The organism is Delftia sp. PX-1, from assembly GCF_055797465.1.
Window position 1 is genome coordinate 6,228,557 of record NZ_CP184763.1, and the last position, 18,492, is coordinate 6,247,048.

At 67.2% G+C, this 18,492-nt stretch carries 11 protein-coding genes; 8 read left to right on the plus strand and 3 right to left on the minus strand.

Features of this window, described 5'->3' with window-relative positions; all coding sequences use genetic code 11:
• Positions 1 to 26: 26 nt before the first annotated feature.
• From putP to ACN20X_RS28445, 4 genes are all read left to right on the plus strand, one after another.
• The gene (putP, locus tag ACN20X_RS28430; RefSeq protein ID WP_016452768.1) at positions 27 to 1,529 is read left to right on the plus strand and encodes a sodium/proline symporter PutP; all 1,503 of its coding nucleotides are present in this window, start codon (positions 27 to 29) and stop codon (positions 1,527 to 1,529) included.
• Positions 1,530 to 1,827: 298 nt separating this feature from the next.
• Positions 1,828 to 2,814, plus strand: coding sequence for a TRAP transporter substrate-binding protein (locus tag ACN20X_RS28435; protein WP_046237939.1), 987 nt, complete (start codon positions 1,828 to 1,830; stop codon positions 2,812 to 2,814).
• 150 nt (positions 2,815 to 2,964) lie between these two features.
• Positions 2,965 to 3,480, plus strand: a complete 516-nt coding sequence (locus ACN20X_RS28440) for a TRAP transporter small permease (protein WP_013800419.1) — start codon at positions 2,965 to 2,967, stop codon at positions 3,478 to 3,480.
• A 149-nt stretch (positions 3,481 to 3,629) separates the two neighbouring features.
• The gene (locus tag ACN20X_RS28445) at positions 3,630 to 4,916 is read left to right on the plus strand and encodes a TRAP transporter large permease (protein WP_016452769.1); all 1,287 of its coding nucleotides are present in this window, start codon (positions 3,630 to 3,632) and stop codon (positions 4,914 to 4,916) included.
• Positions 4,917 to 5,050: 134 nt separating this feature from the next.
• On the opposite strand, the gene ACN20X_RS28450 is transcribed toward ACN20X_RS28445, so the two are convergent.
• Entirely contained in the window at positions 5,051 to 5,851 is an 801-nt protein-coding gene (locus ACN20X_RS28450; RefSeq protein ID WP_473210135.1) for an IclR family transcriptional regulator, read from the minus strand.
• A gap of 165 nt (positions 5,852 to 6,016) precedes the next feature.
• On the opposite strand from ACN20X_RS28450, the gene ACN20X_RS28455 reads away from it, so the two are divergent.
• The 3 genes from ACN20X_RS28455 to ACN20X_RS28465 all read left to right on the plus strand — a co-directional run bounded on the left by ACN20X_RS28455 (position 6,017) and on the right by ACN20X_RS28465 (position 10,088).
• Entirely contained in the window at positions 6,017 to 7,669 is a 1,653-nt protein-coding gene (locus ACN20X_RS28455) for a GMC family oxidoreductase (RefSeq protein WP_192368235.1), read from the plus strand.
• A gap of 48 nt (positions 7,670 to 7,717) precedes the next feature.
• Positions 7,718 to 9,046 (plus strand): MFS transporter, encoded by a 1,329-nt coding sequence (locus tag ACN20X_RS28460; protein WP_473210136.1) that lies wholly within the window; start codon positions 7,718 to 7,720, stop codon positions 9,044 to 9,046.
• Positions 9,047 to 9,227: 181 nt separating this feature from the next.
• Positions 9,228 to 10,088: a hypothetical protein gene (locus ACN20X_RS28465; protein WP_473210137.1), complete on the plus strand. Its 861-nt coding sequence runs from the start codon at positions 9,228 to 9,230 to the stop codon at positions 10,086 to 10,088.
• Between the two features lie 22 nt (positions 10,089 to 10,110).
• On the opposite strand, the gene ACN20X_RS28470 is transcribed toward ACN20X_RS28465, so the two are convergent.
• Positions 10,111 to 11,076 carry a LysR family transcriptional regulator gene (locus tag ACN20X_RS28470; RefSeq protein WP_133073112.1) on the minus strand — a complete coding sequence of 322 codons (966 nt, stop codon included), beginning with the start codon at positions 11,074 to 11,076 and terminating at the stop codon, positions 10,111 to 10,113.
• 129 nt (positions 11,077 to 11,205) lie between these two features.
• On the opposite strand from ACN20X_RS28470, the gene ACN20X_RS28475 reads away from it, so the two are divergent.
• Positions 11,206 to 12,384: an MFS transporter gene (locus ACN20X_RS28475; RefSeq protein ID WP_133073113.1), complete on the plus strand. Its 1,179-nt coding sequence runs from the start codon at positions 11,206 to 11,208 to the stop codon at positions 12,382 to 12,384.
• A 3-nt stretch (positions 12,385 to 12,387) separates the two neighbouring features.
• Here the strand turns inward: ACN20X_RS28475 and uvrA are convergent, their stop codons facing one another.
• Complete coding sequence (gene uvrA, locus ACN20X_RS28480) at positions 12,388 to 18,345, minus strand: excinuclease ABC subunit UvrA (RefSeq protein ID WP_473210138.1); 5,958 nt, start codon at positions 18,343 to 18,345, stop codon at positions 12,388 to 12,390.
• Positions 18,346 to 18,492 lie beyond the last annotated feature (147 nt).

Genomic DNA, 18,492 nt, shown 5'->3' on the forward strand with positions numbered 1-18,492 from the left:
AAACACGACCAACGCAGGACACTTCAATGCAATTCAACTGGAACGACCCGACGGCGATCATGTTCGCCATCTACCTGGTCGCCATGCTCGGCATCGGCGCCATCGGCTACTTCAGCACCAAGAATCTTTCCGACTACATCCTGGGCGGCCGCAGCCTGGGCAGCTTCGTGACGGCGCTGTCGGCCGGTGCCTCGGACATGAGCGGCTGGCTGCTGATGGGCCTGCCCGGAGCCATCTACCTGTCCGGCCTGTCGGAAGCCTGGATCGCCATCGGCCTGATCCTGGGCGCCTACCTGAACTGGCGCCTGGTGGCGGCGCGGCTGCGCCTGTACACCGAGCGTGCCGGCAATGCGCTGACGCTGCCCGACTACCTGGCCAACCGTTTCGAGGACCACTCCAGCGTGCTGCGCATCGTGACGGCCTTGGTGATCCTGGTGTTCTTCACGCTGTACTGCGCCTCGGGCGTAGTGGCGGGCGCGCGCCTGTTCGAGAACATGTTCGGCATGCCCTACAGCACGGCCCTGTGGGTGGGCGCGCTGTGCACCATCGCCTATGTGTTCATCGGCGGCTTCCTGGCCGTGAGCTGGACGGACACCATCCAGGCATCGTTGATGATCACGGCCCTGATCCTGGCGCCCGTGATCGCCTGGCTGGCCGTGCAGGGCCATCTGCAGCCGGGCCAGGACCTGCACGCCATCGTGGCGGCAGAGAAGTTCGACCTGTTCCGTGGCGCCAGCTTCGTGGGCGTGGTCTCGCTGCTGGCCTGGGGCCTGGGCTACTTCGGCCAGCCGCACATCCTGGTGCGCTTCATGGCGGCATCGTCGGTGCAGACCATTCCCTCGGCCCGCCGCATCAGCATGACCTGGATGATCCTGTGCCTGGCCGGCGCCGTGGCCGTGGGCTTCATCGGCATCCCCTACTTCGCGGCCAACCCCGCTGGCGCGGCCGCCGTGAACGCCAATGCCGAGACGGTGTTCATGGAAATCACCAAGCAGCTGTTCAACCCCTGGATCTCGGGCGCGCTGCTGGCAGCCATCCTGGCGGCCGTGATGAGCACGCTGTCGTGCCAGCTGCTGGTGTGCTCCAGCGCGCTGACCGAAGACATCTACCGCACCTTCCTGCGCAAGAACGCCAGCCAGATCGAACTGGTCTGGATCGGCCGTGCCATGGTGCTGCTGGTGGCCTTGATCGCCATCGCCATCGCCAGCAACCCCGACTCCAAGGTGCTGGGCATGGTCAGCTACGCCTGGGCCGGCTTCGGCGCCGCCTTCGGCCCGGTGATCATCCTGTCGCTGTTCTGGAGCCGCATGACGCGCGGCGGCGCGCTGGCCGGCATCATCACCGGCGCCGTGACGGTGCTGGTGTGGAAGCAGTTCGGTTGGCTGGGCCTGTACGAGATCATCCCCGGCTTCATCCTGGCCTGGCTGGCCACGGTGGTCGTCAGCCGCATGGGCCCTGCGCCTTCGCAAAGCATCCTGAAGGCGCATGCGGCGGTGGAGAGCGAGTTCGAGCGGATCGGGGCACGCTGAGTGGCAATGAGCTGACCCGCTCCGCCTGAACCCGACGCCCGATGACGCTTGCGCGCATCGGGCGTTTGTCATTTCAGCACCTATGACATCGCCAAATCAGATGCACCTCAACGCACATGACGAGCGCTTTGTACGTGGTCGCCACAAGGGGAGTGGTCACTACAATCCATGGGCTCTTTTTTTCATCGCCGGGCCGCCCCAGGATGAAAAACGGCTCCCTGCGGGTAGCCACTGACCTTGCACTGCAAGGGGGAGCGTGGGGGCCATTTTTCAACACACAACAAGTGAGACTGCCGCTATGCAAATGATCCGCCGCACCCTTCTTTCGACCTGCGTGGCCGCCATGGCGGCTGCCTCGGCTGGCGCCGTCCTGGCCCAGACCAAGGAGGTCAAGGTGGGCTACGCCCTGGCCGTGAATTCGCACTACGGCGCGGCCGCCCAGGCCTGGTCCGATGCGGTGGAAAAGGGCACGAACGGCGCCTACAAGTTCAAGCAGTTCCCCGCGTCCGCCCTGGGCGGCGAGCGCGAGCTGATCGAGGGCCTGCAGCTGGGCACGGTGGAGGCGGCCATCGTCTCCACGGGCGCCATCAGCAACTTCGTGCCCGATGTGGGCGTGGTGGACATTCCCTTCCTGTTCCGCGACACGCAGCATGCGCGCGCCGTGCTGGACGGCGCCTTCGGCCAGGAGCTGCTGGCCAAGTTCAGCAAGCGCGGCCTGGTCGCGCTGGCCTGGGGCGAGCAGGGCTTTCGCCACCTGTCCAACAACAAGCACGCCGTCAACGGCGTGGCCGATCTCAAGGGCCTGAAGATCCGCGTGACCGAGAACCCCGTGCACATCACGGCCTTCCGCACGCTGGGCGCATCGCCCACGCCCATGTCCTGGCCCGAGGTGATCGGTGCGCTGCAGCAGGGCACGATCGACGGCCAGGAGAACCCGATCTCGGTGCTGGCCTCGGCCAAGCTGTGGCAGGTGCAAAAGCACCTGACGCTGACCGCCCATGTGTACGCGCCCATGGCCCTGCTGGTGTCGCCCTCGTTCTGGGGCACGCTGAACGACAGCCAGAAGGCGGCCTTCACACAGGGCGCCAAGTCGGGCGCCATTGCTTCGCGCGTGTTCGTGGACACGGTGGAGAAGAAGGGCGTGGAAGAAGCCAAGAGCCACGGCATGCAGGTGGTGGAGAAGGTGGACCAGGCCGCCTTCCGCACGGCGCTGGAGCCCGCCTACAAGGAATACGCAAAGAAGTTCGGCCAGAAGACGCTGGACACCATCGCCAACGCCAAGTAATCCCCTGAGGCATTGCGGGCTGCGGCCCGCAATGCAGGGCGACCCGCTGCGGGCAACACCTGTGGCCCCGCACGGCGCCCGCGCCGATGATCTGACCTCCGGCGGCAGCCCGGCCCTTGCGCCACTCCCCTCCTGCCCTCGCCCACTCCTATGCTCAACCGAATCGAACGCGCCCTTGTGGCCTGCAACCGCTGGCTGCTGATCGTGCTGCTGCTGGCCATGGCCTGCATCGTGTTTGCCAATGTGGTGCTGCGCTACACCACGGGCGACTCCATTGTCTGGGCCGAGGAAGTGGCCCGGCACATGATGATCTGGGTCACCTTCCTGGGCGCGGGCCTGGTGCTGCGCTTCGGTGGCCATGTGGCCATCGACAACCTGCACCGCTCGGTGGGCACGCGCAAGGCGCAGTGGCTACGCCGCCTTGTGGTGCTGGGCGTGGGCCTGTTCTGCGCGGTGATGGCGGTGGCCTCGTCGCAGTACGTCTGGGCCACGCGCTTCCAGACCACGGCGGCCACGGACATTCCCATCTCCTTCGTCTACGCGGCCATGCCCGTGGGCTTCGTGCTGATGCTGGTGCATCTGCTGTTCATTGCGCGCGGCTATATCGCAGACGGCTCGTTCGCCGAATCCGACGAGATGGATGCCGACGCAGCCGCATCCATATGACCCCCCTGAGTCGCTGCGCGCCTTCCCCCAGGGGACGACACCCTCGCTGCGGGGCGGCGCGGCCGGCCCAGGCCCTTGCTTGGTGTCTCCTGCCTTGGAGCGTGTCAGTTCCATCGCTCTGCCATGAATAACTGATTCGAACGCACATCATGGGTATCACGCTTTTCATCGCCATCATCGTCCTGCTCACGCTGGGCTTTCCGGTGGCCTTCGCGCTGGCGATCTCCGCCGCGCTGGCCGTCTTCGTGGGGGGCCGCTATCCGCAGCTCATCGTGTTCAAGGAGATGTTCACGGGCATAGACAGCTTTCCGCTGATGGCCGTGCCCTTCTTCATCCTGGCGGCCGAGCTGATGTCGGGCGGGGCGCTCACGCATGTGCTGCTGCGCTTTGCCGCGCAGTTCGTGGGCCATCTGCGCGGCGGCCTGGGCTATGCCAATGTGCTGTCGCTGACGCTGTTCTCGGGCATTTCGGGCTCGGCCCTGGCCGATGCGGCCGGCCCCGGCTCGATGATGGTCAAGATGATGGACAAGGCCGGCTACGCGCGCTCCTACGCGGCGGCGCTGACGGCCAGCACGGCCATCGTGGGACCCATCATTCCGCCGTCGGTGAGCATGATCATCTACGCGCTGCAGGATGAGAACGTGTCGGTGGGCGGGCTGTTCATGGCCGGCTTCATCCCCGGCATCCTGATCGCGCTGGCCATGGCCGCCGTGAACTGGTGGGTGTGCAAGAAGCGCGACTACCGCTCCACCGAGCCGCGCCCCGACGGCCGCACGATGTGGATCAACAGCTTCAAGGCGATTCCCGCGCTGATGCTGATCGTGCTCATCGTGGTGGGCATCCGCTTCGGCATCTTCACGCCCACCGAGGCTTCGGTGGTGGCCGTGTTCTACGCCCTGGTCTGCGGCAAGTGGGTGTACCGCACACTGCAGTGGTCGGCGCTGCCGGGCATTGCGGCGCGCTCGGCCATGCTGACGGCCTCGGTGCTGCTGGTGATGGCGACTTCGGCGGCCTTTGCCTGGGTGCTGACGGTGGAGGGCATTCCGCAGTACCTGTCCGAGCTGATCGTGAGCTGGCAGCTGTCGCCCACCCTGTTCCTGATCGCGGTGAACATCCTGCTGCTGGTGTTCGGCATCTTCATGGAGCCACTGCCCGGCGTGATGATCCTGGTGCCCATCCTGGCGCCCATTGCGTTCAGCCTGGGCATCGATCCCACGCACTTCGCCATGGTGGTGATCGTGAACCTGACGCTGGGCATGATCACGCCGCCCGTGGGCGGGCTGCTGTTCGTGACCTCGGTGGCCACGCGCGTGTCCATCACCGATCTCACGCGCGAGATGCCGCTGTTCCTGCTGGCGCACTTCGTGGTGCTGTGCCTGCTGACCTTCATCCCCGCGCTGTCCACCTGGTTGCCGCATACGCTGGGCTTCCAGTGACGAAAAGGGCCTCCGAGTGAGGCCCTTTTTTTTGCCGCCTGGCCGCCCCAAGGCATAAAGCGCCCCCCTGGTGGGCAGCGGACCTTGCGCAGCAAGGGTAGCGTGGGGGCCTTTTTTCCGGGGTGCCCAGCGCCTCAGAAGAGCAGGCCGGCCATGCGCTGGGCCGTTTCCTTCAGGTGCGGCAGACCCTCCAGCGCCTGCGCCAGCGGCATGCGCGCCTCGGGCGCATGCACGGCCAGCGTGGCGCGGCACTGGCCCTTGGCATCGCGCACGGGCACGGCCACGGCAATCATGCCGCGCATGAATTCCTCGCGGTCGCAGGAGTGGCCTTCGCGCACGATGCGCGCGCATTCATCGGCCAGCGCCTCGGGCGTGGTCAGCGTGTTGGCCGTGCAGGCGGTGAGTTCCACGCTGTCCAGAATGGTGGCGCGCCGGGCCGCAGGCATATGGGCCAGGAACAGCTTGCCGCTGGCCGTGGCGTGGATGGGCACCATCGATCCAGCCTCCAGCTGGATGCGCAGCGGCCAGTGGGTCTCGACACGGTCCAGGTAGCGCACGCGCGTGCCGTCCAGCACGGTGAGGTTGCAGGTCTCGCCCAGACGGGCCACCAGCTGGGACAGCAGCTCATGGCGCAGGGCCTGCCGCGGGTCGGCTTGCAGGGCGCGCACGGCCAGGCTCAGCAGCTTGGGGCCCGGGGAGAAGCTGCGGTCACCCTCGTGGCGCAGCAGCCATTGCCGCGCCTCCAGGTGGGAGCACAGGCGCGAGGCCGTGGCCTTGGGCAGATTGAGCGCGGCGGCAATGTCCATGAGCCCCGGCGGGGCCTCGGCCTGGGTCACGAAATCGAGCACGGCCAGCGAGCGGTCGGAGACCGAGTTCGCTTCGTCCTGCCGTGCAGGGGTGGGGTCCGGGGCAGCGCTGGCAAGGGATGGCGGCATGGGGCGGTGTCGTGTCGTGTGGAAGGCCGGAAACGCTTTCGATCATGCCTGATCGCCAGGAGGCGGCAAGGGTTTGCGCGGGGTTGCAGTCCACGGTGGCAACGAATAAGTTTCATACAAAGGAACAAATAGTTCCTTCAAAAGAAACTCAAAAGGAGCCACTGCATGCCGGACCCCATCGACAGCTATGACTACGTGATCGTGGGAGCAGGCTCTGCCGGCTGCGTGCTGGCCGCGCGCCTGTCCGAGGACCCGGCCACGCGCGTGCTGCTGCTGGAGGCCGGCCCGCCGGACCGCTCGCCCTGGATCCACCTGCCCATCGGCTACGGCAAGACCATGTGGAGCCCCGTCTACAACTGGAAGTTCGAGACCGACCCGGACCCCAACATGAACGGCCGGCGCATCTACTGGCCGCGCGGCCGCACGCTGGGCGGCAGCAGTTCGATCAACGGCCTGATCTACGTGCGCGGCCAGCGCGAGGACTACGACCACTGGGCGGCGCTGGGCAATGCGGGCTGGTCGTATGAGGAGGTGCTGCCCTACTTTGTGAAGTCCGAAGGCAATGCGCGCGGCGCCTTCCCGGGCCATGGCGCGGACGGGCCGCTCAAGGTCTCGGACATCGGCGCACAGCATCCGCTGATCGAGGCCTTCATCGCCGGTGCAGGCCAGGTCGGCGTGCCCCGCACCGAGGACTTCAACGGCCGCGACCAGGAGGGCGCAGGCTACTACCAGCTCACCACCCACAAGGGCCTGCGCTGCAGCACGGCCAAGGCCTATCTGGGCGAAGCCCGGCGCCGCCCCAATCTGCGCATAGAGACCGACGCCATGGCCACGCAGCTGGTGCTGCGCGGCCGGCGCGCCACCGGCATCCGCTACCGGCAAGGCGGGCAGGAGCGCCAGGCCCAGGCGCGGGCCGAAGTGATTCTGTCGGCAGGCGCCATCCAGTCGCCGCAGCTGCTGCAACTGTCGGGCATAGGTCCGGCCGCGCTGTCGCAGTCCCTGGGGATTCCCGTGGTGCACGATCTGCCGGGCGTGGGCGAGAACCTGCAGGACCATCTTCAGATACGCCTGGGCTACGAATGCAGCCAGCCCATCACCACCAATGACCAACTCAATTCCTGGGTGGGCAGGACCAAGCTGGGGCTGGAGTGGCTGCTGTTCCGCTCGGGCGCGCTGGCCGTGGGCATCAACCAGGGCGGCTGCTTCATGCGTGCGCTCAGGGACGAGCAGGGCCGGCCCGTGGCCGCCACGCCCGACATCCAGTTCCACGTCTCCACGCTGTCGGCCGACATGGCAGGCGGCCAGGTACATCCGTACTCGGGCTTCACCATGTCGGTCTGCCAGCTCCGGCCCGAGTCACGCGGGCAGTTGCGCATCCGCTCGCGCGATGCCTTCGAGCCGCCCTCCATCCAGCCCAACTACCTGGCCACCGACCTGGACCGCCGCACCAACGTGGCGGCCGTGCGCGCGGCACGCGCCATTGCCGACACGCCGGCCATGCGCCCCTTCGTGAAGCGCGAGGTCAAGCCCGGCCCCGATGCGCACAGCGATGCGGAGCTGCTGGAGTTCTGCCGCAACCACGGCGCCACCATCTTCCACCCCAGCGGCACCTGCCGCATGGGCAGCGATGCCCTGGCCGTGGTCGATGCGCGGCTGCGCGTGCACGGCATGGCCGGGCTGCGCGTGGTCGATTGCTCGGTCATGCCCACCCTGGTCTCGGGCAACACCAATGCGCCCGTGGTGATGATGGCCGAGAAGGCCGCCGACATGGTTCGCGAAGACAGGCACGGAGAGACAGGGCAGCTCAAGGTCGCATGACTGCCCGTTCCTGCATCCCGGCAATGCGACAGACAACCAGGAGACAGCATGACGACGGCAACCGATCCCAGGGTCATCCGCAAGGTGGTGACCTCCGCGCTCATCGGCGCAACCATCGAGTGGTATGACTTCTTCCTGTACGGCGTGGTCGCCGGCATCGTGTTCAGCAAGCTGTACTTTCCCAGCGACGATCCGCTGATCTCCACCCTGCTGGCCTACACCACCTTTGCCGTGGGCTTTGTCACGCGGCCGCTGGGCGGGGTGATCTTCGGGCACTTCGGCGACCGCGTGGGACGCAAGAGCATCCTGGTGGTCACGCTGATGATCATGGGCGTGTCCACCTTCCTGATCGGCCTGCTGCCCACGCATGCGCAGATCGGCGTGGCCGCGCCCATCCTGCTGCTGCTGTTGCGCGTGGCCCAGGGCATAGGACTGGGCGGCGAATGGGGCGGCGCCGTACTCATGGCCTATGAATACGCGCCCAAGGAAAAGCGGGGCTTCTACGCCTCCCTGCCCCAGGTGGGCCTGGCCATCGGCCTGTTCATGGCCTCAGGCGTGGTGGCCCTGCTGTCCTGGCTGTGTACCGAAGAGCAATTCATGGCCTGGGGCTGGCGCGTCGCCTTCCTGATCTCGGGCCTGATGGTGGCCGTGGGCATGTACATCCGCCTGCATGTGAAGGAGACGCCCGAATTCGCAGCCGTCAAGGCACGCAATGCGGAAACGGCCATCCCTTTCATGGACATGATGCGGCGCTATCCGGGCAATGTGCTCAAGGGCATGGGCGCACGCTATATCGACGGCGTTTTCTTCAACGTCTTCGGCGTGTTCTCGATCAGCTACCTGACCTCCACCCTGCAGATCAGCCGCACCGACGCATTGATCGGCGTGATGGTCGCCGCCGTGGTGATGTGCTTCACGATTCCGCTGTTCGGCCGCCTGTCCGACCGCCTGGGCCGCAGCCGCGTGTATCTGTGGGGATCGCTGATCACCGCGGTCTCGGCCTTCCCGGCCTTCTGGCTCATGGCCCACAGCGGAGGCAATGTGCTGCTGATATGGATCGCCATCGTCGTGCCCTTCGGCATTCTCTACGCGGCGGTCTACGGTCCCGAAGCCGCCCTCTTCTGCGACCTGTTCGACGCCAAGGTGCGCTACACCGGCATTTCCTTCGTCTACCAGTTCTCGGGGATCTTCGCGTCCGGCATCACGCCCATCATTGCGACGGCGCTGGTCAAGACGGCCGGCGGCAGCCCGTGGCTGGTGTGCCTGTATGTGGTGTTTGCGGGAGCGGTATCGGCCTGGTGTGCCTGGGCGATCGGGAGGGATGGAGGCAGCACCCGTATCTATCAACCTGTCGAGAATGCCAGAGCCAGTCTGTGAACCGATGGATTCCATGCGATTTCAGGAAGGCTCAATCCTGTACGCCAGAAAATCAAATCACTGGCGTGCAAATCCATTCCAGGGATGCCGGCGGAAACTACCCGGCATTCAGCGCATTGCTTCTTTTTGTAAATACGTTAGATAAAATGCGCATGGATTTTCACATCTCAATAGAGAGACCATGTTCAAAAAAGTACTGGCTGCGGCCACCTTGCTGGGCTGCGGCTTGGCGCACGCATTCATGCCCAGCAATGGCACCTGGGTCGTGACCTCCGAACTCAACGGAAAGCCGGGCCGCGGGCTGGCCATCGATGCACAGAACGGCACGCTGGTTCTGCAGATGTATGCCTACGAACCCAGCGGCCAGCCCACCTTCTACATGACCTCGGGCGCGCTGACCAATAACCGCTTTGCCGCTCCGCTGATCCGCTACAAGGGCGGCCGCTTTCTGGGCAGCGGCCCGATGTCGGGCTCCGAAGACCGGAACATGGGCCAGGTCAGCATGCGCTTCACCAGCGGCGTGTCGGGTTTCATCACGCTGCCCGGCGAACAGGAAGTGGCGATTTCGCGTTTCAACTTCGGTTACCCCGCCGTGGCCTCCAGTCTGCGGGGCATCTGGACCATGACTTCAATCGGTTCCGAGGGGCTTCAGACCCTGGGCGTGGAATTGACACGCCAGACCAGCGCCACTTCCAACGGCAACGGCCTCATGACCAGCGGCGACGGCCTGTTCGGCTGCGAGCACCAGATCCGCGGACCGATGGCGGGTGAAACGCTGTGTGTCTGGATCAACGGCTCGGGCCAGGTCCAGCGCAGCTATCGCTTTGTCTACAGCGTCAATGACGGCGAAGGCACGTCCAGCACCTATGGCAACCGTCCCAACCAGCGCCTGGTCGTCAAGCGGCTGACCACGCCCCAGGACGTGGGCACGGGCATCGTCTACGAGAATTCGGCGCCTGCGGAGCCTGTGTATACCGCGCTGCACGAGCACATCGAAAACCTGTCCTTCAACGCCGCACCTCTGCCAGCCGAGCAGGAGTGAAGCCCCCGCTGCCGGCTCCCCCTCAGGGCAGCGCCGGCAGCTGCTCAGCATGCCGCAGGTCCACATGCGCCTGCAGGAAGTCGAGCACGGCGCGCGTACGCGGGGGCAGGCGGTCGGGCTTGCCCAGGTAGACGGCGTGGATGGGCTCCAGGTCGCCCGTGTTGAATTCCTCCAGCACGGGCACCAGCCGGCCGGCGAGCACGTCGGCCCAGGCGTGGTACAGCGACAGGCGGGCCAGGCCCGTGCCGTGCAGCGCCAGCTCGCGCATCACATCGCCGTCGTTGACGCGCACCACCTCCCCGATATCGACGGCCACGCGCTGGCCGTCCACCAGAAACGGCCAGTGAGGTATGGCGCGCTGGTAGCTCCAGCCCAGGCGCACATGGTGGCCCAGCTCATCGGGATGGGTGGGCCGGCCCATGCGGGCCAGGTACTCCGGTGATGCCAGGATGACCTGGCGCGTGCGGCCCAGCAAGCGCGCGACCATGTCCGAGGGCGGAAGCTGGCCCCAGCGCACGGCGATGTCGGTGCCGGCCTCGACCAGGTCCACGATCTGGTCCGTGAAGCTCAGTTCCAGGCTCAGCCCGGGATGGCGCTGAAGCAATTGCGGCACCAGGGGCACGAGCAGCATTTTTCCGGTCGATGAGCTGGTGTTGATGCGCACCAGGCCGCGTGGTTCGCTGCGCACGGCCACGCAGGCCTCCAGTTCCTCCAGGTCGGCCAGCACGCGCTTGCCGCGCTCGAACAGCTGGCAGCCTTCGGGCGTGAGATGCAGGCGCCGCGTGCTGCGCTGCAGCAGCTGCACGCCCAGCCGTGCCTCCAGCCGCGACATGCTCTTGCTGACAGCCGAGGGCGAGATACCCAGGTGGCGTGCCGCGGCCGAGAGGCTGCCGCGCTCGGCGACCAGGATCAGCATTTCCAGCTCGGCAAAGCGGTTGGCATCGGCGCTGCCCGTGTCGGCGGCGGCGAGAGGAACAAGTGCGGGCATGGTGTCTCCGAGAAAAGGATCATCTATTCCACACAGGAACAGATCCGTTTCCATTATTCCATCTACACAAAGGTATGTTGCAGTGCGACATTACTGGACATCACACCAAGGATCACAAGGAATCCGTCCATGCCTCTTTCCCTACTCGCCCTGGCGGCCGGTGCCTTTGGCATCGGCACCACGGAATTCATCATCATGGGCCTGCTGACACAGGTCAGCCAGGATCTTCACATCAGCATTCCCACGGCGGGCTCGCTGATTTCGGGCTACGCCATCGGCGTGGCCGTGGGCGCGCCCGTGCTCACGCTGCTGACGCGCCAATGGCCGCGCAAGCGCCTGCTGCTGGCGCTGATGCTGATCTTCATCGCCGGCAACCTGGCCGCCGCGTTCGCGCCCAGCTATGAATGGCTGATGTCGGCGCGCGTGCTGACCTCGCTGACCCACGGCACCTTCTTCGGCGTGGGCGCCGTGGTGGCCACGGGACTGGTGCCGGTGGACAAGAAGGCGTCGGCGATTGCGCTGATGTTCTCGGGCCTGACCCTGGCCACCCTGCTGGGCGTGCCTGCCGGCGCCTGGATCGGCCAGATGTTCGGCTGGCGCAGCGCCTTCCTGGCCGTGGCCGCGATCGGCGTGCTGGCCTTTGCCATCCTGGCCGCCTTCGTGCCGCGCGACCAGGGCCGCCCCGAGGTCACGCCGCTGGCGCAGGAGCTGGCCGTGCTGGCCAACGGCCAGGTCTGGCTGGGCCTGGGCATCACGGCCTTCGGCTTTGCGGGCGTGTTTGCGCTCTACACCTATGTGGAGCCGCTGCTGACCCAGGTGACCCGCATGGGCGACAGCCTGGTGGCGCTGACCCTGCTGCTGTTCGGCGCGGGCCTGGCCGCCGGCAATCTGCTGGGCGGCAAGCTGGCCGACCGGGGCGTGATGCGCGCCCTGGTGTGGAGCATTGCGGCGCTGATGGTGGTGCTGGCGGCAGGCCGCTGGGCCTTCGGGAACCAGGCCGTGGCCATGGCCTATGTGATCGTGCTGGGCATCGTGGCCTTCGCCACGGTGGCACCCATGCAGATGCGCGTGCTGGACCAGGCCGGCCCCCAGGGCGCCAACCTGGTCTCCAGCCTGAACATTGCGGCCTTCAACCTGGGCAACGCCTTGGGTGCCTGGGTCGGCGGCCTGGCCCTGGCCGGTGGCCTGGGTCTGGTCAACCTGGGCTGGGCCGCCGCCGCGCTGACGGCCGTGGGCCTGGTGCTGGTCTTCTGGAGCAGCCGCCTGCCCGCAGGCTCCGCACGCAGCGCAGGCGTGGCCTGCGCCTGAGGCTCAACGGGCCAGCACGGGCTTGAGCGCCTTGCCCGTGTGCGTGCCCGCAGCCACCAGATCCTCGGGCGTGCCGGCCGCAATGATGCGGCCGCCGTCCTTGCCGCCTTCGGGGCCGAGGTCGATGATCCAGTCGGCCTCGGCGATCACGTCCAGGTCATGCTCGATGACGACCACGCTGTGGCCCGCATCGACCAGGCGGTGCAGCACGCGGATGAGCTTGTCCACGTCGGCCATGTGCAGGCCCACCGTGGGTTCGTCCAGCACATAGAGCGTGTGCGGCGCCTTGTTGCCGCGCCGGGTCACGTCGTCGCGCACCTTGGTCAGCTCGGTGACGAGCTTGATGCGCTGGGCCTCGCCGCCCGACAGCGTGGGCGAGGGCTGGCCCAGCGTGAGATAGCCCAGGCCCACGTCCTTGAGCAGCTGCAGCGGGTGGGCGATGCTGGGCATGCTGGCGAAGAACTCGACGGCCTCGTCCACCTCCATCTGCAGCACGTCGCCAATGCTCTTGCCGCGCCAGGAGACGGCCAGGGTCTCGGGGTTGAAGCGCGCGCCGTGGCAGACCTCGCAGGGCACCTTCACGTCGGGCAGGAAGCTCATCTCGATGGTGCGCATGCCCTGGCCCTCGCAGGCCGGGCAGCGGCCTTCGCCGGTGTTGAACGAGAAGCGGCCGGCCGCGTAGCCGCGCGCCTTGGCCTCCAGCGTTTCGGCGTAGAGCTTGCGGATGGTGTCCCAGAAGCCGATGTAGGTGGCCGGGCAGCTGCGCGGGGTCTTGCCGATGGGGGTCTGGTCCACTTCCAGCACGCGGTCAATGCCCTCGAAGCCCTGCAGGCCCTTGCAGCCCGACAGCGCAGGCGCCTTGCCCGCGTCCATGGCATCGCGCCCGGCCTTGGTGGCGCGCTGGCCCACCCAGGCGGCCACATTGGCCAGCATCACGTCGCGCGCCAGCGTGGACTTGCCCGAGCCGCTGACGCCTGTGACGGCCACCAGGCGCTTGAGCGGCACGCGCGCATCCACGTTCTGCAGGTTGTGCAAATGGGCGCCGCGCACGGTCAGCCAGCCCAGCGCGTCGGAGGCGGGTTCGGCTTCGACAACGACAGGCGCGGCCTTCTTTTTGGATTTGGATACCTTGACAGGCGCGGGTTCCGGCACCGGTTCGGCCACGGCGGCAAGCTCGGCGGCCGCCTGCGGCGGCTGGCCCTCGCCCACCCAGCGGCGCGGCTGGAACGGGTGGCGCATGGCGTGCAGCAGATAGCGGCCCGTGATGGAGTCCTCGGCCGCCATGATGTCGGCCGCCGTGCCCTGGGCCACGAGGCGGCCGCCACGTATGCCGGCGCTGGGGCCGATGTCGATGATGTGGTCGGCCCGGCGGATGGTGTCCTCGTCATGCTCGACCACGACCAGGGTGTTGCCCTTGTCGCCCAGCTTGTGCAGGGCGTTGAGCAGGATCTGGTTGTCGCGCGCATGCAGGCCGATGGTGGGCTCGTCCAGCACATAGCAGACGCCCTGCAGGTTGCTGCCCAGTTGCGCGGCCAGGCGGATGCGCTGGGCCTCGCCGCCCGACAGCGTGGGCGCGCCACGGTCCAGCGTCAGGTAGCCCAGGCCCACTTCCTCCAGGAATTCGAGGCGGCACTGGATCTCGGGGATGAGGTCGCGCGCAATATCGGCCTCGCGGCCCGACATCGCCAGCGCCTGCACCCATTGGCGCACGTCGTTGACCGACAGCTGGGCGATCTCGGCAATGCCCACGCCATGGAAACGCACGGCACGCGCCGTGGCGTTCAGGCGTGTGCCCTGGCAGGTGGGGCAGGTCACTTCGGCCAGGTCCTCGATTTCCTGGCCTTCGAACTTGACTTCGCGGCCCCGGTTGTCCTCGACCAGCAGGGTGTCGTCATAGACCTTGCGCTGGTCCTTGGTGAGCTTGACGCCCGTGCCCACGCAGTCGGGGCACCAGCCGTGCTTGCTGTTGTAGGAGAACAGGCGCGGGTCCAGCTCGGCATAGCTGGTGGCACAGACCGGGCAGGCGCGCTGGGTGGAGAACACCTGCAGGCTGCCGATGCCGGCCGTGCTCCGGCCGCCGGCCATGGCATCGGCCAGGTTGTCCAGGCCGGACAGCACATGCAGCACGCCCTTGCCTGTTTCCAGCGCCTGCGCCAGGTGGCCGCGCAGCTCGCGCTCGCTGGCCGCCGTGACGGTGATGCTGGCCACGGGCAGCTCGATGGTGTGTTCCTTGAAGCGGTCGATGCGCGGGAATCCCGTGGTGGGCAGGAATTCGCCGTCCACGCGCAGATGGGTGTAGCCGCGTGGCCGAGCCCAGTCGGCCAGCTCGGTGTAGACGCCCTTGCGGTTGACCACCAGCGGCGCCAGCAGGCCGATGGTCTGGCCCCGGAACTGCGTGAGCAGCTGGGCCGCGATGCTTTCCTCCGTCTGCGGCTGCACCGCGGCGCCGTCGTGGATGCAGTGCTGCGTGCCCAGCTTGACGTACAGCAGGCGCAGGAAGTGCCAGACCTCGGTGGTCGTGCCCACGGTGGACTTGCGCCCGCCGCGCGACAGGCGCTGCTCGATGGCCACGGTGGGCGGAATGCCGTAGACCGCATCCACCTCGGGCCGGCCCGCAGGCTGGACGATGGAGCGCGCATAGGCGTTGAGCGATTCCAGGTAGCGGCGCTGGCCTTCGTTGAACAGGATGTCGAAGGCCAGCGTGGACTTGCCCGAGCCCGAGACACCCGTCACCACGTTGAACTTGCCGCGAGGAATCTCCACCGACAGCTGCTTGAGGTTGTGCTCCTTGGCGTTGACGATCTCGATGGCATTCCTGGCGGCCGCCCCCGACATGGCATGCGCCTTGCGCTGGCTCTTGTAGAGCATGGGGGCGACCTCGCGCACGGCCTCGCCGCCCACGCCCATGGCCAGGTCGTACTCGCGCAGGGCCTGGGCCGTGTGCGAGCCAGGCACCTGGCGCACTTCCTCGGGCGTGCCCTGGGCCACGATGGCGCCGCCGCCGTCGCCGCCTTCGGGACCGAGGTCGATCAGCCAGTCGCTGGCACGGATCACGTCCAGGTTGTGCTCGATGACGATCAGCGAGTGCCCGGCCTCCAGCAGCTTGCGCAGCGCGCGCATGAGCTTGGCGATGTCGTCGAAGTGCAGGCCCGTGGTGGGCTCGTCGAACAGGAACAATGTGCCCTTCTTGGCCAGCGCCTGCTTCGACTTGGCCTGGGACTTGGCCGCCTCGGCCAGGAAGCCCGCGAGCTTGAGGCGCTGGGCCTCGCCGCCCGACAGCGTGGGCACGGGCTGGCCCAGCTTCACGTATTCAAGGCCCACATCGACGATGGGCTGCAGGGCGCGGATGACCTCGCGGTCCTGGGCGAACAGCAGGGCCGCCTCGGCCACGGTGAGCTCCAGCACATCGGCCACGTTGAGCTTGCGCGGCTGCAACTCGCCGGCCGCGTGGCGCTCGATCATGACTTCCAGGATCTCGGGGCGGTAGCGCGTGCCGTTGCAGTCGGGGCAGCGCAGGTAGACGTCGGAGAGGAACTGCATCTCCACATGCTCGAAGCCCGAGCCGCCGCAGGTGGGGCAGCGGCCGTCGCCGCTGTTGAAGCTGAACTTGGCGGCCGTGTAGCCGCGCTGGCGCGACAGCGGCGCAATGGCGAACAACTCGCGGATGGAGTCCCAGGCGCCCACGTAGCTGGCCGGGTTGGAGCGCGCCGTCTTGCCGATGGGCGACTGGTCCACGAACATCACGTCGCTCAGGTGGTCGGCGCCCAGCAGGCGCTCGAAGGCGCCGGCCGCATCCGTGGGCTTGCCGAAGTGGCGCATCAGCGCGGGCACCAGCACGTCCTGGATCAGCGTGGACTTGCCCGAGCCGCTGACGCCGGTGATGGTGACCAGGCGCTGCAGCGGAAAGTCCACGTCGATGCTGCGCAGGTTGTGCTCGCGCGCGCCTTCGAGGATGAGGCGCGGCGTGGACTCGGTCACCATGCGCTTGAGGCCGAAGCCCACCTGCTTGCGGCCGCCCAGGTAGGCGCCGGTCAGCGTGTCGGCATGGCGCAGGTCGTCGGGCGTGCCATCGAACACGATCTGGCCGCCGCGCGCGCCGGGGCCGGGGCCCATGTCGATCATGCGGTCGGCCGCGAACATCACGGCCGGGTCATGCTCGACCACGACCAGGGTGTTGCCTGCATCGCGCAGGCGCTGCATGGCCTCGGTGATGCGTTCCATGTCGCGCGGGTGCAGGCCGATGCTGGGCTCGTCGAGCACGAACAGGGTGTTGACCAGCGAGGTGCCCAGGGCCGTGGTCAGGTTGATGCGCTGCACCTCGCCGCCCGACAGCGTACGGCTCTGGCGGTCCAGCGTGAGGTAGCCGATGCCCACGTCGCACAGGTACTGCACGCGCGCCATGATTTCGGCGTGCAGCATCTTGAGGGCCTGGGCCTCGCCGTCATGCAGCGGGGCGTCGGCAGCCGGCGCCAGCTGCTGGAAGAAATCACGCAGCCGCACCAGGGGCAGCTGCATCAGGTCGTGCAGGCACAGGCCCGGCAGCGCGTCCAGCTGCTCGCGGCTCCAGGCCACGCCCTTCGGCATGAAGCGGCGGTAGCGGCCTTCGTCGCCGGGCGGCAGCACGGCATCGGCGGCCTGCTTGCCGCCCAGGCGCCACAGCAGGCTTTCGGTCTTCAGGCGCGCGCCGCCGCAGGTGGGGCATTCGGTATAGCTGCGGTACTTGGACAGCAGCACCCGGATGTGCATCTTGTAGGCCTTGCTCTCCAGGTATTCGAAGAAGCGCTTGATGCCGTACCAGGTCTGGGTCCACTTGCCATTCCAGTTGGGCGAGCCGTCCAGCACCCAGCTTTTCTGCGCGTCGGTGAGCTTGGCCCAGGCCGTGTCGCGCGGAATGCCTTCGGCCTCGGCGTGGCGCATCAGGTCGTCCTGGATCTCCTTCCAGGCCGGCGTCTGCACGGGCTTGATGGCACCCGTGCGCAGGGTGAGCTTGTCGTTGGGGATGACCAGCCCCCAGTCCACGCCGATCACGCGGCCAAAGCCACGGCAGGCCTCGCAGGCGCCCACGGCGGAGTTGAAGGAGAACAGCGAGGGAATCGGCTCCTGGTAGCTCAGGCCGCTTTCGGGGCAGTGCAGGCCCAGAGAGAACTTCCACAGCTGGGGCTCGGTGGGCTGGGCACCTGCGGCTTCCACGGCGGATTCAGGCAGCACATAGACCGTCATGTGGCCGCTGCCGCGCTTGAGTGCCACCTCGATGGCCTCGTAGGCGCGGGCGCGCTCGACGTTGCCCAGGCGGAAGCGGTCGGCCACCACGTCCAGCATCTTGACCTTGAGCGGCGCCGCCGCCTTGGCCTTCTTGCCCTTGGCGTTGGCGGCAGGTTCCACGGCGCCGGCCTTCTCGGCCTCGCGCTCGGCCTGGACCTTGGTGAAGCCGCTGGCCGACAGCCATTGCTCCACCTCTGCAGCCGTGGTGTTGGCGGGCAGCTCGACGGGGAAGGTGATGGCGATGCGCGGATCACCGGCCTGCCGGCAACGCTCGGCCAGCTCCTCCAGCACGCTGTCGGGCGTGTCGTGGCGCACGGGCACGGCGGTGTCGCGGTCGAACAGCTGGGCTGCGCGCGCGAACAGCAGCTTCAGGTGGTCGTTGAGCTCGGTCATCGTGCCCACGGTGGAGCGCGAGTTGCGGACGGGATTGGTCTGGTCGATGGCGATGGCCGGCGGCACACCTTCCACACGGTCCACGGCCGGCTTGTCCATGCGGTCCAGGAACTGCCGCGCATAGGCCGAGAAGGTCTCGACATAGCGGCGCTGGCCTTCGGCATACAGGGTATCGAACACCAGACTGGACTTGCCCGAGCCGCTGGGCCCCGTGACCACGGTCAGCTCGCCGGTACGGATGTCGAGATCCAGGTTCTGGAGATTGTGCTGGCGTGCGCCGCGAATTCGAATCAGACCGTGCGTCATGGATGTTGTGTGGTCAGTGGGAGCCAAACATTCTAGGCAGTCCATGCGTCAGGCATCGGACGCTTCTCAATACCTGTATTTTCATACAGGTTAAACACAAAACGCCTCCTCAACAAATCCGCGCGACCATAAAAAAACCCCGGAACC